The following is a 15,310-nucleotide window of genomic DNA, read 5'->3' on the forward strand; positions in this document are numbered from 1 at the left end:
AAATGAAAAACGCGTCCCGGATAACGGGATCGCGTTTTAAGCTTTAAGCAACACAATTACCGCGCCACTGCCACCATCTGTCTGCCTGGCCTGCGCATAAGCAATCACTTCGTCTTTTTGCATCAGCCAGTTTCTCAACTTGTGTTTAAGCACCGGCTCTTTATTTCTAGAGCCTAATCCTTTGCCGTGTACGATGCGTACGCAACGCAAACCACGCTTTTTACAGTCAGCGATAAATTCAGATACATAAAGTCTTGCTTCATCACTGATTAATCCGTGCAAGTCGATATGTGCCTGCACTACCCAGTGACCACGCCGAAGTTTGCTTAAGATGACAGGCGATTGCCCATCACGCAAATAAAGTAATTCTTCGCCACTCTCCAGTTCATGCGCAGGAATATAGTGATCACTTAATGAATCCCTTAGCGCCTGTTGCTCATCACGAATCAATTGCCGGGGAATAGGTTTTGGTTTTTTTGGTGCATGCAGGATACGCTTGGGCTCTACCGGGCGTGCGCCTCTGACTGCTTCAAGGAACAGGTGAATGTCGTCGTCATCCTCTGTGTTTGGCAGGTCACTGGTCATGGCGATATATTTTACTAGCTCAAGACTGCATTCTAAAAGAAAAAAGCGCACCCTAGTTATATTAGCTTAGGGTGCGCTTTTTATTGGCTGCGTATTTGTGACTAAATATCCGGGCCGAACTTATTCCAGGTTTGTCAGATAGCGCTCAGCATCCAGTGCGGCCATACAACCGGTACCTGCGCTGGTCACGGCTTGACGGTAGATATGGTCCTGCACATCGCCTGCCGCAAATACACCTGGCACGCTGGTCGCAGTAAAGTTACCCTGGCGTCCAGCCTGGGTAACGATGTAGCCACCTTCCATATCCAGCTGTCCTTCAAATATCTGGGTATTCGGCTGGTGACCAATGGCAATAAATACGCCTTTAAGCGGCACATCCTTTGTCGTGCTGGAATTCACATCCTTCAGGCGCATGCCGGTCACACCGGTGTTGTCGCCCAAGACTTCGTCCAGGGTATGAAATGTTTCCAGCACTACTTTGCCTTCTTTGACGCGTTCCATTAATTTATCAACCAGGATCGCTTCAGCTTTGAATTTGTCGCGCCTGTGCACCAAAGTCACTTTGCTGGCGATGTTGGACAGATACAGGGTCTCTTCGACAGCAGTGTTACCGCCACCAATGACAGCCACTTCCTGGTTACGGTAGAAAAAGCCATCACAAGTAGCACAGGCAGAAACGCCCTTACCTGCAAACGCTTCTTCACTTGGCAGGCCTAGGTATTTGGCTGAGGCGCCGGTCGCAATAATCAGCGCATCACAAGTATATTCACCATTATCACCCACTAGGCGGATAGGCTTTTCTTTCAGGTGCGTGGTGTGGATATGGTCAAAAATCATTTCGGTATTAAAACGCTCAGCGTGTTTCTGAAAACGCTCCATCAATTCCGGCCCCATCACGCCGTCAGCATCCGCAGGCCAGTTATCCACTTCAGTCGTCGTCATTAATTGACCGCCTTGCGCCAGGCCAGTGATAAGGACCGGATTTAAGTTGGCGCGGGCCGCATAGACGGCTGCACTGTAACCGGCAGGACCGGAGCCTAGAATCAATAAACGCGCATGCTTGGTAGCCATACTTTTCTTTCTTTTTTGGTTTAATCTGTTCAATAAAATGGGGATGAAATCACTTGTTACAAGGTTTCATCCCCAGATTTAATAGCTAATTAAATTGCACCGCCTTTGCAATGCAAAAGAGGTTATTTCTCTAATAAGCTACGTAACATCCACGCAGTTTTTTAGTTTTGGCGTAACCTGAAGGTTAGCCTACACTGAAAGACTGCTTGGAGTTACTTTTCAAGCAAGCTTCTGAGCATCCAAGCAGTCTTTTGGCTACGGCCGTTTACTTAACATCGGCTTCGCCGAGTTAGCCTTCGCCGAAAAACCGCATACGTAGCTTATTTCTCTAACAAGCTACGTAACATCCATGCGGTTTTTTCATGCACTTGTAAACGCTGTGTCAGCAAATCAGCAGTCGCTTCATCAGCGGCTTTTTCTGCGGCTGGGAATACACTACGTGCAGTACGACAGACAGCTTCGTGACCGGCGACCAGTTCGCTGATCATGTCCTGTGCTTTTGGCACATCCACAGTTTCCTCGATAGAGGTCAATTTGGAGAACTGTGCGTAAGTACCTGGCGCATGTACACCCAGTGAACGAATACGCTCGGCAATTGCATCAACCGCCAGTGCCAGTTCTGTATATTGTGTTTCAAACATCAGGTGCAATGTATTGAACATTGGCCCGGTGACATTCCAATGGAAGTAGTGGGTTTTCAGGTACAAAGTGTATGTATCTGCCAACAGTTTTGATACGCCCTCTGCAATTTCGTGGCGGTCTTTATTATTAATACCAATATCCATGATGTCTCCTTGTTGTCGTTGAATGTATTTTAAAAGCTAGAGTGCCTGTGTGCAATTTGATTTTGTTATAATCATTTAAGTTCACTTGCGTAAAGAAAGAGATAACGCATTGTTTTTTAATAAAAAAAATGTATCCAATGCACGTTTGGAAAAAGTGTCGACAGAAAAACAGCTGCGCGACGCCAAATTGCTGCGCGAAGTCAGCTGGATTGCATTGGCTGCGCTTGGTGTATTTCTGGCAGTGATCCTTGCATCATACTCGCATGAAGACCCAGGGTGGACTCATGCGATCGGCGAGAATGACATTATTCATAATGCCGGTGGCACAGTCGGCGCCTGGATTGCCGATGTGCTGCTCTCTTTATTTGGTTTTTCTTCATGGTGGTTTGTGGTGCTGGCCTTTTATGTGGTGTGGTTGATGTATGAGCGACTGCATCTGGATGCCATTGAAAGACAGGACTGGTGGTTAAATGGCGTCGGTTTTGCGTTGCTGATATTGGCTTCTGCCGCGCTTGAATCCGGCCACCTGGTCAGCTTTCCTGCTGACTTCCCTTTAAAACAGGGCGGCGTCATTGGCAGCGGCATAGATCACCTGTTGCGCAATATGTTTGGATTTGCCGGTTCTACCATGCTACTGCTGGTACTGTTTGCAACGGCTTTCAGCCTGTTCACAGGCTGGTCGCTGATCACAATGAGCGAGCGTCTGGGTGAATGGGTGATTCAATTTCACCAATGGAGCACACTGAAGTTTCAGGATTGGCAAGACCGCAAAGTCGGGCGCCAGGCTTTGCAGGCGCGTGAAGAGTTTGTCGAGTCTGAACGTAAACGCGTTGAAGACCGCAAACCTGTAGAAATTGCCGTGCCTGAAGTACTGGTAGTGCCCAGTGAACGTGTGATTAAAGAAAAACAAACCGTTTTGTTTGAAGCCATTGAGCAGGAAGGCTTGCCAGCACTGCATTTGCTGGATGCCCCTAATCAATCTGTGGAATTACAATCGGCAGAAACCCTGGATTTCACCTCACGCCTGATTGAACGCAAGCTGATGGATTTCGGTATCGAAGTCAAAGTCGTGCTCGCCCAGCCTGGCCCCGTGATTACGCGCTATGAGCTGGACCCTGCACCTGGCGTAAAAGGTAGCCAGATTACCAATTTGTCCAAAGACCTGGCGCGGGCATTGTCAGTGATCAGCGTGCGTGTTGTCGAAACCATTCCCGGCAAAAGTTATATGGGTCTGGAAATTCCTAACCCCAAACGCCAGATTGTTTCCCTGTCTGAAATCATGGGCAGCCAGGCGTATGCCGATATGAATTCACCTATCGCGATTGCCATGGGTAAAGATATTGCCGGTAAGCCGATTGTGGCCGACCTAGCAAAAATGCCGCATGTGCTGGTCGCGGGTACGACCGGTTCCGGTAAATCGGTTGCTATTAATGCGCTGATCCTGAGCCTGCTCTACAAGTCAGAGTCCAATCGTGTGCGAATGATCCTGATTGACCCGAAAATGCTGGAGTTGTCCGTGTATGAGGGCATTCCGCATTTGCTGGCGCCAGTAGTGACGGATATGCGCCAGGCCGCTAATGCATTGAACTGGTGCGTGGCCGAGATGGAACGCCGTTACAAACTGATGTCTACTTTAGGCGTACGTAATCTGGCCGGTTATAACCAGAAAATCCAGGAAGCCAAAAAGCAAGGCGCTTCGATTCCGCACCCGTTCAGCCTGACACCGGATGAGCCGGAGCCGTTGGACGAAATGCCATTGATTGTTGTCGTGATCGATGAGTTGGCCGACCTGATGATGGTCGTCGGCAAGAAAGTAGAAGAGCTGATTGCCCGCCTGGCACAAAAAGCGCGTGCATCCGGTATCCATCTTGTATTGGCAACACAACGCCCTTCAGTAGATGTGATTACCGGTTTGATCAAAGCCAACGTGCCGACCCGGGTGGCTTTCCAGGTTTCGAGCAAAATTGACTCACGCACGATTCTTGACCAGATGGGCGCTGAAACGCTTTTGGGTCAAGGCGATATGCTCTACCTGCCACCAGGTAGCGGTTATCCGCAGCGTATCCATGGAGCCTTCGTTAGCGATGGAGAAGTGCATAATGTGGTTAACTTCCTCAAGGCGCAGGGTGAACCTAATTACATTGAAGGCATTCTGACCAATGAGACCGAAGGTGGCGACATCGATGGCGTGCTGGGTGGTGGCGAGGATGCCGGTGGCGAAAAAGATCCACTGTATGATGAAGCGGTTGCGATTGTGCTGAAAACCCGCCGCGCGTCTATTTCCTCTGTGCAACGCCAGTTGCGCATAGGCTATAACAGGGCGGCAAGATTAATTGAAGATATGGAGCGTGCAGGTTTGGTATCCGCGATGCAAAGTAATGGTAACCGTGAAGTATTGGTAAAAGCTGGAGGTGACCATGAGTAATCTTTTTAATAACCAAAAGCCAGGCGGTGCAGTTTTTTCACGGATACGTGCGCAATTCGGCGCTGCTCTATTAGTGATAGGTATGATTCCGCCATTGACAGCGTACGCCGATGGCGTAGATGATTTAAAGCAGTTTTACCAATCTACGCAATCGATGCGTGCCAAATTCACACAAACTGTATTTGACCAGAAGGGTCGCAAGCTGCAGGAAGTGAACGGTAATATGCTGCTGCAACGGCCTAACAAATTCCGCTGGGATTATCAAAAGCCTTTTGAGCAGCAAATCATCAGCGACGGCCACCAGGTATTTTTATTTGATGTCGATTTGCAGCAGGTCAGCGTTCGTACCCTGGATAAAGTGTTAGGCACCAGCCCGGCTGCCTTATTGGCCGGTGGACCAAATGTGGAGGAAAGTTTCCGTCTGACGCGGCTAGTGGATTATGAAGGCTTGCAACGCGTGCAAGCCAAGCCAAAACAAAAAGACAGTGGTTTCCAGGTGGTGATTATCTCGTTTGACCATGGCAAGCTCGCAGAAATGCGGCTGGTGGATGCCTTTAGCCAGAGTACGCATATTGTGTTTTCAAATGTTGAAGTCAATCCGTCATTAAACACTTCACAGTTCCTGTTTACCGTGCCAAAAGGGGTGGATGTGGTGGGTGAGTAAATCTTCACCACCGCATACGTAATATGTCTTCCCTGTTTGAGCCCGCAACGCCTTCTTCAGTACCGCTAGCCGAGCAACTGCGCCCCAAAACACTGAACGAAGTGGTCGGGCAAACGCATTTGCTGGGTGAAGGTAAACCGCTGCGTCGCGCGTTTGAATCCGGCAAATTGCCCTCCATGATTTTGTGGGGGCCGCCGGGCGTCGGCAAAACTACCCTGGCGCGTTTGATTGCACAGACTGCCGATGCGGAATTCGTACCTTTATCTGCGGTATTGTCCGGTATCAAGGATATACGTGAAGCGGTAGAGCGTGCCGAGCTGACATTGCAGCAAAGCGGCCGCAATACCATTCTGTTTGTGGATGAGGTGCACCGCTTTAACAAAGGCCAGCAGGATGCGTTTCTGCCATTTGTTGAAAGCGGACTCATCACTTTTATCGGCGCAACAACCGAAAACCCTTCATTTGAAGTAAATAGCGCGTTGCTAAGCCGTTCACAGGTGTTTGTGCTGTCCGCGTTGACTGAAGATGAGCTGGCTGAATTACTTGAACGTGCACGCCTCAAAATGGCGCCAAAGGTTACCCTTAATAATAAGGTCAAAGAACAGGTATTAGATTACGCCGATGGCGACGCCAGGCGCTTGCTTAACTTTTCTGAAGGGCTGTTCAACGGCGCCCTCACTGCCAATATAGATACCATTGACGAGGCATTTTTGCAGTCCAGTATGGCCAGCAAATTGCGCCGGTTTGACAAAGGCGGCGAAGCGTTTTACGACCAGATTTCCGCTTTGCATAAATCAGTACGCGGTTCCAACCCTGATGCAGCACTGTACTGGTTTGTACGCATGCTCGATGGTGGCGCAGACCCTTTATACCTCGCACGACGTATCGTTCGCATGGCGGTGGAGGATATCGGCCTGGCTGATCCTAAAGCACAAACGATGGCGCTGGAAGCCATCCAGATTTATGAGCGCCTTGGTTCGCCAGAAGGCGAGTTAGCACTCAGCAATGCAGTGATTTACCTTGCTGTGGCAGCGAAAAGTAATGCTGCCTATATGGCGTATAACCAGGCCAAAGCGTTTGTCTCGCAAGATAAGTCGCGGGCCGTGCCATTACATTTGCGTAACGCACCCACCAAACTGATGAAATCGCTGGATTACGGCAAAGAATATCGCTATGCGCACAATGAACCGAATGCCTATGCCGCTGGCGAGCAATACTTTCCCGACGATTTGCCAGCGCAGACATTTTACGAACCCACACCACGTGGATTGGAAGGTAAAATAAGCGAAAAGCTCAACCACTTACAAGAACTTGACCAGCAATACTTGAACAGCAAAGCGAAAAAATAAATGTTAGATATTCAACAACTTAGAAACGACTTGGACAATGTGACTGCGCGCCTGAAAGCGCGCAAGTTTGATTTTCCAGCTGATGCTTTTAAAGCCATGGAAGCCGAGCGTAAAACTATTCAGACCAATACCGAAAACCTGCAGGCCAAGCGTAACGCTGCTTCCAAGCAGATTGGCATTGCAAAATCCAAAGGCGAAGATGCCAGCGCAATTCTGGCAGAAGTTGCTGGACTAGGTGATGAGTTAAAAGCGGCTGAAGCGCAATTGAATGAAATTCAGGCCAATTTGCAAGCCTTGATGCTGAATGTGCCTAACTTGCCGCATGAAAGCGTGCCGGTGGGTAATGATGAAACGCAAAATGTAGAAGCCCGTCGCTGGGGTACGCCACGTAGTTTTGACTTTGAAATCAAAGACCATGCCGATGTGGGTGCACCATTAGGCCTAGATTTTGATACTGGGACAAAATTGGCAGCTGCGCGCTTTACTCTTATGAAAGGACAGATAGCTAAATTGCACCGTGCCCTTTCACAGTTTATGTTAGATATGCAGACTGAAAAGCATGGCTATACTGAATGCTATACACCATATATAGTAAATGAAGATACTTTAAGAGGAACTGGCCAACTACCTAAATTTGAGCAAGATTTGTTTCAGGTAAGCTTTGGCGGCACGAATTCCAAGCATACGGAGGAATTGAATCTTGATCAGATTAATCAAGATGGTTCTGAATCACGTATTTTGGAAACCAAGCGAAATTGGTACTTGATACCGACCTCAGAAGTAACATTAACTAATACTGTCCGCAACGAGATCGTCGCGCTGGAATCACTGCCGATAAAACTCACTGCACATACGCCATGTTTCCGCTCTGAAGCTGGTTCTTATGGCCGTGATACCAAAGGCATGATCCGTCAGCACCAGTTTGATAAAGTGGAAATGGTGCAGATCGTGCACCCTGAAAACAGTTACCAGGCACTGGAAGAAATGGTTGCCCATGCCGAAAACGTATTGCAGGCGTTAGAATTGCCTTATCGCGTTGTGTCATTATGTACTGGCGATATGGGCTTTGGCGCTGCAAAGACGTATGACCTGGAAGTGTGGTTGCCTGCGCAAAACACTTACCGTGAGATTTCTTCTGTGTCTAACTGTGAAGCTTTTCAGGCGCGTCGTTTGCAGGCACGATTCAGGAATGCCAATGGCAAGCCTGAGTTATTGCATACCTTGAACGGGTCCGGTTTGGCGGTAGGGCGTACGCTGGTGGCGGTGCTGGAGAATAACCAGAATGCTGACGGTAGTGTGACGATTCCGAAAGTATTGCAGCCTTATATGGGTGGCAAAACGGCTATTACAGTTTAGTTAACTTACAGCTTTTAAACTAATCTGCCTTGGCTATCAGCCAGGGCATTTTTGTATCGGCAATCCGGTACGGATCCAGGTTAGGTTCATAGACAGGATAGTATTTCTGCATAATCTGGTAATAGCTGCGCACCAGTTCAGTGTAAATCACCGGCGCGCCACAGCTGCAGTAGCCATGTTTGGCATTCACGTAATGCGCAGGGTCATTCAGGAGTTGATAGCCGCGTTTGACATCCGCCCAACTGTCTGGATTCAACCCCAGCCGTTGCGCAATAATGCGCGCATCTTCGAGATGGCCGACGCCATTGTTATAAGCTGCCAGTGTCATAAAGGTGCGGTCGGGTTCGGGAATGCGCGATGGCAGCCTGTCTTTCAGCCATAGCATAAATTTAGCTCCTGCCATAATGCTTTGCTGGGGGTCCAGCCGGTTAGTCACATTCATCATGTTAGAGGTTTGCTCGGTCAGCATCATCAACCCGCGCACATTGGTCGGTGATGTGCTGTAATTGTCCCAGTGTGACTCCTGGTAACTCAGTGCTGCCAGCAATCGCCAGTCTATGTCGGTGATTTCCTGAGCGCTTTTAAACAGTCGCACATATCTGGGTAGCAAAGTATTGGATTTACTTAAAAAAGTCGCTACATCTACCTGTTTCAGACGTTTGGTGTGGCCATAATAACGATCAAGCAGGTTACGCAAGGTGCCGTCTTTCTCTATCTTCTTGAAAAAAGCCTGTACCTGCTTCAGTTTTTCTTCACCGGAAAATTTATTCAGCGCCCAGGCAATTTTATCCACCGGACCCAGCATCAGCCCGGCATCCAGTTGCGGATAAAGATATTGCATGATGGCGAGAAGATGATTGTCGGCTACCGTGAAATCAATTTCATTGCGAGCCACGGCTTCTATCAATTGTTCTGAACTGAGCTTTTCAGTTTCGCGCCAGGTCAGTTGCGGATGCTGAGACTGTAGTTCGCGCATGCGTTCGACAAAGCTGGTACTTTTCGGCAATACAATTCTTTTATTGAATAGCGCATCTGGCTTGACTGGTTCACTGTTGTGGTCACGGTTGTAAACCACCATAGACTGCACCTGGTTAAAGGCAGGCCCAAACAGGAACTGGCGTTTGCGCGAAGCGGTAATGCTGATATCTGCCGCAGCAATATCTGCCTCGCCGCGCATCAGGGCAGGGAAAACCTTATCAAAGCTCTCCACGACAATAAATTCAAGCTTGTAAGGCGATCCGAGGAAGTCAACAAAACGTTTGGCTAGGTCATATTCCAGCCCTGCATAATTATTCTGGCTATCAATGAAATAGGTATCAGGGCTGTTGATGGTGACGAAGCGGATGGTGTAGGGGTCTGGCTTGGGTTTTTCTAACGTACGTTGCTTGGGCGAGTTGGCGTCGTTGCAGCCGAATAGCACCCCGCATAAACAGGCAATAAAAGCCCATTGCCATGCGTGACGTGCGGGAATACAGGGTAGAGAACGCATGCGATAGCGCGAAAAAAGCGATTAAGACCGCGTTTCGACCTTGCCCTGGTCGGCAATCAGTATTTTGCTTGCCAGCTTGGCGAAAATACCGTGCTCAACTACACCGGGGATATTGTTGAGCAAAGCATTCAACTGATGGCTATCGATATTGGCATCAAAGCGCATATCCAGCACCAGGCTGCCATGACTGGTGATACAGAGGCCATCTTTGGCCGCGTTAGCGCGTAAATCGCCAGTGCCGCCAATCGCCTCAATACTGCGTTTGGCTGCTTGCCAGGCAAACGGGATTACTTCAATCGGGATAGGGAAGTTTTCGCCGATACGGCTGACCAGTTTGCTTTTGTCGGCCACGACAATAAATTCTTTTGCTGCCTTTGCCAGCAGTTTTTCCATGACCAGGTCATAACCACGGCCTTTAAGCAGGCTATTATCGGAGGTGATTTCGTCGGCACCATCGACATACAAGTCAATCTGGCTTAACTGCGCCAAACTCAACACCGTTAATCCAACCGATTGTGCCTTGATCATGCTGATATTGGAGCTGGCAACTGTGGTGATTCGCAGGTTTTCCTCTTGCTGGCGGGCAGCCAGTGCCTCAATAAAGTAATTGGCGGTGGAACCTGTGCCCAACCCAACAATCATATCGTTCTTGACGTAGCTGGCTGCTTCCAGCGCGACGGCCTGTTTATCGTTCATATGGTTTCTCCGTGCCGGAAATGTGCCTAGATTATAGTCTAGGCAGCGTTATCGCTCGAGCGCCTCATTATAATGCCGGTACAGCCAGCGGACGCTTGCAGTTATAATAGCAAACTCGGCAGATTCGCCAAGAACTACTCACCTAACCTGAGCAATAAGATTTTATTCTTTTATGGCAGTTTCACTTCCCGTCGTCGGACATCCCCAGCGTTTTTCTTTCCATAGTCAGGGATTAGATAGTAAAGCATTGGCCGAATTGGCCTGTGGTTTAAAAGCAACACAATCGCCACTGGTGATTTTAACTGCCAATGCGTTTGAAGCGCAGCGCTTGATGGATGAGATTCCCTATTTTGCTAAAGGCATCGAAGCCCATTTGCTGCCGGATTGGGAGACACTGCCTTATGATGTGTTCTCGCCGCACCCTGATTTGATCTCAGAGCGTTTGTCTACGCTATACCAGTTAAGCCAAAACCAGAGTGATGTGGTGATTGTGCCACTTGCAACGGCTTTATTACGCCTGCCACCGGTGGCTTATCTGGCGGCACATACCTTTATGCTGAAAAAAGGCCAAAGGCTTGATGTAGACGCTCTGCGCAATCAATGTGCGCAGGCCGGTTACCATCATGTCAGCCAGGTCATGAGCCCGGGTGAATTCAGTGTGCGTGGCGGCCTGGTGGATTTATATCCCATGGGCAGTACACTGCCTTACCGTATTGATTTGTTCGATGACGAGATCGAAACCATACGCACGTTTGATATAGATACGCAGCGTAGTGTATATCCCGTCACCGAAATCCGTATGCTGCCGGCCCGTGAGTTCCCTATGGATGATGCGGGCATTACATTGTTCCGCAGTCAGTTCCGGGAATATTTTGAGGGCGATCCGCAACGTGCAAAAATTTACAAAGATGTGAGTAAAGGCACGGCCAGTGGGGGTGTTGAGTGGTATCTGCCACTGTTTTTTGAGCAAACCGCCAGCCTGTTTGATTACCTGCCCAGGCAAACCGTATTATGCCTGCATGGTGACCTGGATAAAGCCGCACAAACCTTCTGGGCCGATGCTAACAGCCGTTATCGGCTGATGGCTTACGATGCCGAAAAACCGATTTTGCGGCCCGAAACCCTGCTGCAAAAAACCGATGAGTTTTTCAAAAAGACGCATGCATTTGCGCTGGTGCATCAGCAGATACAAAACGTGACGACACTATCGCCGGTAGAAGTGGACCGTCGTGCTGAACAGCCATTGCATAAGCTACAGGGATTTATCAGCCAGTTTGATGGCCGCGTGTTAATCGCGGCTGAAAGCCTGGGTCGCCGCGAAACCATTGCACAGCTGTTCAGCGAACACGGCGTCACTTTTTCACTGGCTGAGGACTGGGCCGGGTTTGAGAAAAGCCAGTTTCCGGTCATGCTGGGCGTATCGCCTTTACACCAGGGCTTTATTGATGGCGAATTAGCCGTCGTTACCGAAGCCGAGCTTTATGCCAGCACTGTGCGCCAGCAACGACGCCGTAACCAGGAAAAAGCCCGCAATACCGAGGGTATGCTCAAAGACCTCTCCGAGCTGCGGCTGGATGACCCGGTTGTGCACGAACAGCACGGGGTAGGGCGTTATAAAGGCCTGGTCAATATCGATTTTGGCGAAGGCGAAACCGAGCTGTTGCTGATTGAGTATTTCGGTGAAGACAAATTATATGTGCCGGTATCGCAACTGTTCCTGATTTCACGCTATTCCGGCGGCCCGCCTGAAAGCGCACCGCTCCATCGTCTAGGTAGTGGCCAGTGGGAAAAAGCCAAGAAAAAAGCACTCAAGCAGATCCGTGATACTGCGGCCGAATTGCTGAATTTGTATGCGCAACGTGCCGCGCGCCGTGGACACGCCTTTACCCTGAGCCTGCAAGATTACGAAGCTTTCTGCGAAGGCTTCCCGTTTGAAGAAACGCCGGATCAGCTAGAAGCGATTGAGAACGTCATTAAAGACATGCAATCCGGTCGCCCGATGGACAGGCTGGTATGTGGCGACGTTGGCTTTGGTAAAACCGAGGTTGCGCTGCGTGCTGCCTTTGTCGCGGTGATGGGTGGCCGCCAGGTGTCAGTATTGGTGCCAACCACGTTATTGGCCGAACAGCATTACCAGAACTTTGTTGATCGCTTTGCCGAATGGCCGATCAAGATTGCCGAGATTTCCCGTTTCCGCAGCGCCAAAGAGCAGGCTGAAGCGTTGAAAGGCCTGGAGAATGGCAGCATAGACATCATCATCGGTACCCACAGACTGATCCAGAAAGACGTGAAATTTAAGAACCTGGGCCTGGCGATTCTGGATGAAGAGCACCGTTTCGGCGTGCGCCAGAAAGAACAGATGAAAGCGTTGCGCGCAGAAGTGGATGTGCTCACCCTGACCGCAACGCCGATTCCGCGTACTTTAAGTATGGCAATGGAAGGCTTGCGAGAATTCTCGGTGATTTCCACGCCGCCGCAAAAACGGCTGGCGATTAAAACCTTCCATACCGAATATTCCGAAGGCATTATCCGCGAAGCGGTGATGCGCGAATTCAAGCGCGGCGGCCAGGTGTATTTCCTGCATAACGAAGTGGATACCATCTATGTGATGAAGGAAAAACTGGAGAAGTTTTTACCTGAAGCGCGGATTGCGATTGGTCATGGTCAATTGCGTGAACGCGAACTGGAACACGTGATGCGTGACTTCTACCAGCAACGCACCAATTTATTGCTGTGTACCACGATTGTTGAAACCGGTATCGACGTACCAACCGCCAACACCATGATTATCAACCGCGCGGATATGTTCGGCCTGGCGCAATTACACCAGCTACGTGGCCGCGTTGGCCGTAGCCATCACCAGGCCTATGCCTATTTGCTGACTGATCCGCACCGTACAATCACTCCCCAAGCACAAAAGCGTCTGGATGCGATCCAGTTGCTGGAAGATTTAGGGGCTGGTTTCCACCTCGCCATGCATGACCTCGAAATCCGTGGCGCAGGCGAGTTGCTAGGTGACAGCCAAAGTGGCGAGATGCAGGAAATCGGTTTTACCCTGTATTCCGATATGCTGAATCATGCAGTGAAACAGTTGAAAGCCGGCAAGGAACCTGATCTTGATGCGCCACTGGGCGTGACGACAGAAATCAACCTGCATACGCCAGCCTTGTTACCCAGCAACTATTGCCCGGATGTACATGAGCGCCTGGTGCTGTACAAACGCCTCGCCAATTGTGAAGACGACGAAGCCTTGGATGTGATGCAAGAAGAGCTGATAGATCGATTCGGGTTACTGCCGGAGCCGGGAGAAGCCCTGATTGCCTGCCACCGCTTGCGTATTGCGGCCAAACCGTTGGGTATTATCAAGATTGATGCATCCGATGCCGCCATCCAGTTACAATTTAATATCAAGGCTGATCTTGATCCGATGAAACTGGTGAGCTTGTTGCAACGTGACAAACGCTGCCGCATGAATGGGCCGGATAAATTACGTGTTACAGTGCAGCTGGGAAATTTGAATCACCGGGTCGAATTGGTAAAAACGCTTTTGAAGGAATTCAGTTAATGTTAGAAAAACTATTAGCCGCCGTCGCCACCTGGATCATGGGTGTGATTTCCACCATGGGTTACGGCGGTATTGTATTGCTGATGGCGATTGAATCTGCCTGCATTCCGTTACCTTCAGAAATCATCATGCCGTTTGCGGGGTTCCTGGTCTCCAAAGGTGAAATGACCTTGTGGGGGATTGCGCTGGCGGGTGCGATTGGCTGTGTGCTCGGGTCGATTCCTGCCTATTACCTTGGCATGTACGGTGGCCGTCCGCTGGTAGAGAAGTACGGTAAATATGTGCTGATCAGCAAACGGGACCTGGATATGGCGGACCGCTGGTTTGCTAATCATGGCGAGATCATTATCTTTATTGCACGCCTGTTGCCAGCGGTGCGTACCTTCATTGCTTTTCCCGCAGGTGTAGCGCGCATGAACATGACGCGTTTTGTTGCCTATACCTTTGTCGGTTCACTGATCTGGTGCTGGGTACTGGGTTATATCGGCATGAAGGCGGGCCAACATTGGGAAGACCTGAAAGTCTATTTCCATGAATCCCATTACGTGATTGCTGCGCTGGGCGTGATATTTGTCGTCTGGTATGTGCGCCGGCATTTTAAGAACGAGCACGAAGTATCATAAAAAAAGCTGCCAACCGGCAGCTTTTTTATTACAGGCATCAGGCTATTTCCATGTGACTACCTGGTTAATATCGCGACGCGTTTTTGGCCTTGGATCCACTTTACGGTAACCAAAAGCGACCATGTACGCCAGGCCATATTCGTCCAGGTTCACGCCGAATTGTTCGGCCAGCAGCGCATCGGTTTCTTTCTGTTTAAAACCTTCAATCGGGCACGAGTCTATGCCACGCATGGCGGCTACTGTCATCATGTTGGCCAGCGGGATATAGCATTGCTTGCTGGCCCAGTCGAACAGTTTGCGGTCATCGGTAAGGTCAAAGTCTGATTGCTTAAATTGGCTGTAAAAGCCTAACCGCATGTCAGCTACCTCTTGCGGATGCTGCTGTACTTCGCGCATGAACTTGGGCAGGTATGGACCTTTAGGATCCAGAAACGGTGACTTCATGGCCAGGCACAATACAAAGTGGCTGGCAGTATCCAGTTTCAGCGGTGCACCCCAGGCATGCTGTTTCAGGCTTTCACGCAAAGCTTTGTCTTGCACCACAATAAAGTGCCACGGCTCAAAGCCAAACGAGCTGGGCGAAAGGCGGGCGGATTCAAGAATTAACTCAAATTCTTCAGCGGGGATTTGTTTGCTGGCATCAAACTCTTTGCAGGCATGGCGAAACTGGAAGGCATCCAGGATAGCTTGTTGTTCAATCAT

Annotated in this window: 12 protein-coding genes; 6 read left to right on the top strand and 6 right to left on the bottom strand. The window is 49.7% G+C overall.

All coding sequences use genetic code 11. The annotated features are described in order from the left end of the window. Nucleotides 1-36: 36 nt before the first annotated feature. The 3 genes from LPA26_RS01315 to LPA26_RS01325 all read right to left on the bottom strand — a co-directional run bounded on the left by LPA26_RS01315 (nt 37) and on the right by LPA26_RS01325 (nt 2,441). Nucleotides 37-585, bottom strand: a complete 549-nt coding sequence (locus LPA26_RS01315) for a Smr/MutS family protein (RefSeq protein WP_229007038.1) — start codon at nt 583-585, stop codon at nt 37-39. 120 nt (nt 586-705) lie between these two features. Beyond that, complete coding sequence (gene trxB / locus LPA26_RS01320) at nt 706-1,656, bottom strand: thioredoxin-disulfide reductase (RefSeq protein WP_229007039.1); 951 nt, start codon at nt 1,654-1,656, stop codon at nt 706-708. Between the two features lie 320 nt (nt 1,657-1,976). After that, nucleotides 1,977-2,441 (bottom strand): Dps family protein, encoded by a 465-nt coding sequence (locus tag LPA26_RS01325; protein ID WP_055829491.1) that lies wholly within the window; start codon nt 2,439-2,441, stop codon nt 1,977-1,979. 109 nt (nt 2,442-2,550) lie between these two features. Between LPA26_RS01325 and LPA26_RS01330 the strand changes: the two genes are divergently transcribed. The 4 genes from LPA26_RS01330 to serS all read left to right on the top strand — a co-directional run bounded on the left by LPA26_RS01330 (nt 2,551) and on the right by serS (nt 8,235). Next, the gene (locus LPA26_RS01330) at nt 2,551-4,866 is read left to right on the top strand and encodes a DNA translocase FtsK (protein WP_229007040.1); all 2,316 of its coding nucleotides are present in this window, start codon (nt 2,551-2,553) and stop codon (nt 4,864-4,866) included. An 82-nt stretch (nt 4,867-4,948) separates the two neighbouring features. Next, complete coding sequence (gene lolA, locus LPA26_RS01335) at nt 4,949-5,530, top strand: outer membrane lipoprotein chaperone LolA (RefSeq protein ID WP_055830003.1); 582 nt, start codon at nt 4,949-4,951, stop codon at nt 5,528-5,530. A 23-nt stretch (nt 5,531-5,553) separates the two neighbouring features. Further along, the gene (locus LPA26_RS01340; protein ID WP_055829485.1) at nt 5,554-6,879 is read left to right on the top strand and encodes a replication-associated recombination protein A; all 1,326 of its coding nucleotides are present in this window, start codon (nt 5,554-5,556) and stop codon (nt 6,877-6,879) included. Beyond that, nucleotides 6,880-8,235, top strand: a complete 1,356-nt coding sequence (gene serS / locus LPA26_RS01345; RefSeq protein WP_229007042.1) for a serine--tRNA ligase — start codon at nt 6,880-6,882, stop codon at nt 8,233-8,235. It abuts the gene before it with no gap. Between the two features lie 19 nt (nt 8,236-8,254). Here serS and mltF read toward each other — a convergent pair whose 3' ends face one another. Next, nucleotides 8,255-9,724 carry a membrane-bound lytic murein transglycosylase MltF gene (gene mltF, locus LPA26_RS01350; protein WP_229007043.1) on the bottom strand — a complete coding sequence of 490 codons (1,470 nt, stop codon included), beginning with the start codon at nt 9,722-9,724 and terminating at the stop codon, nt 8,255-8,257. 21 nt (nt 9,725-9,745) lie between these two features. Further along, on the bottom strand, nt 9,746-10,420 hold the full coding sequence (gene rpiA, locus LPA26_RS01355; protein ID WP_229007044.1) for a ribose-5-phosphate isomerase RpiA: 675 nt from the start codon (nt 10,418-10,420) through the stop codon (nt 9,746-9,748). A 172-nt stretch (nt 10,421-10,592) separates the two neighbouring features. On the opposite strand from rpiA, the gene mfd reads away from it, so the two are divergent. Together mfd and LPA26_RS01365 are read left to right on the top strand one after the other, a co-directional pair. After that, nucleotides 10,593-13,985: a transcription-repair coupling factor gene (gene mfd, locus LPA26_RS01360; RefSeq protein ID WP_229007045.1), complete on the top strand. Its 3,393-nt coding sequence runs from the start codon at nt 10,593-10,595 to the stop codon at nt 13,983-13,985. After that, nucleotides 13,985-14,608 carry a DedA family protein gene (locus LPA26_RS01365; protein ID WP_229007046.1) on the top strand — a complete coding sequence of 208 codons (624 nt, stop codon included), beginning with the start codon at nt 13,985-13,987 and terminating at the stop codon, nt 14,606-14,608. The genes mfd and LPA26_RS01365 overlap by 1 nt, the downstream gene beginning before the upstream one ends. Nucleotides 14,609-14,650: 42 nt before the next feature. On the opposite strand, the gene LPA26_RS01370 is transcribed toward LPA26_RS01365, so the two are convergent. After that, entirely contained in the window at nt 14,651-15,310 is a 660-nt protein-coding gene (locus LPA26_RS01370; protein ID WP_229007047.1) for an NAD(P)H-dependent oxidoreductase, read from the bottom strand.

Origin of the sequence: Methylophilus sp. Leaf408 (assembly GCF_916856905.1) — a bacterium.
GTDB lineage: Bacteria > Pseudomonadota > Gammaproteobacteria > Burkholderiales > Methylophilaceae > Methylophilus.

What these genes read in the sequence shown, in the direction of transcription:
- LPA26_RS01315 (WP_229007038.1), bottom strand. Translation starts at nt 585, where the DNA reads ATGACCAGTGACCTGCCAAACACAGAGGATGACGACGACATTCACCTG.
- trxB (WP_229007039.1), bottom strand. Translation starts at nt 1,656, where the DNA reads ATGGCTACCAAGCATGCGCGTTTATTGATTCTAGGCTCCGGTCCTGCC.
- LPA26_RS01325 (WP_055829491.1), bottom strand. Translation starts at nt 2,441, where the DNA reads ATGGATATTGGTATTAATAATAAAGACCGCCACGAAATTGCAGAGGGC.
- lolA (WP_055830003.1), top strand. Translation starts at nt 4,949, where the DNA reads ATGATTCCGCCATTGACAGCGTACGCCGATGGCGTAGATGATTTAAAG.
- LPA26_RS01340 (WP_055829485.1), top strand. Translation starts at nt 5,554, where the DNA reads ATGTCTTCCCTGTTTGAGCCCGCAACGCCTTCTTCAGTACCGCTAGCC.
- serS (WP_229007042.1), top strand. Translation starts at nt 6,880, where the DNA reads ATGTTAGATATTCAACAACTTAGAAACGACTTGGACAATGTGACTGCG.
- mltF (WP_229007043.1), bottom strand. Translation starts at nt 9,724, where the DNA reads ATGCGTTCTCTACCCTGTATTCCCGCACGTCACGCATGGCAATGGGCT.
- rpiA (WP_229007044.1), bottom strand. Translation starts at nt 10,420, where the DNA reads ATGAACGATAAACAGGCCGTCGCGCTGGAAGCAGCCAGCTACGTCAAG.
- mfd (WP_229007045.1), top strand. Translation starts at nt 10,593, where the DNA reads ATGGCAGTTTCACTTCCCGTCGTCGGACATCCCCAGCGTTTTTCTTTC.
- LPA26_RS01365 (WP_229007046.1), top strand. Translation starts at nt 13,985, where the DNA reads ATGTTAGAAAAACTATTAGCCGCCGTCGCCACCTGGATCATGGGTGTG.
- LPA26_RS01370 (WP_229007047.1), bottom strand. Translation starts at nt 15,310, where the DNA reads ATGATTGAACAACAAGCTATCCTGGATGCCTTCCAGTTTCGCCATGCC.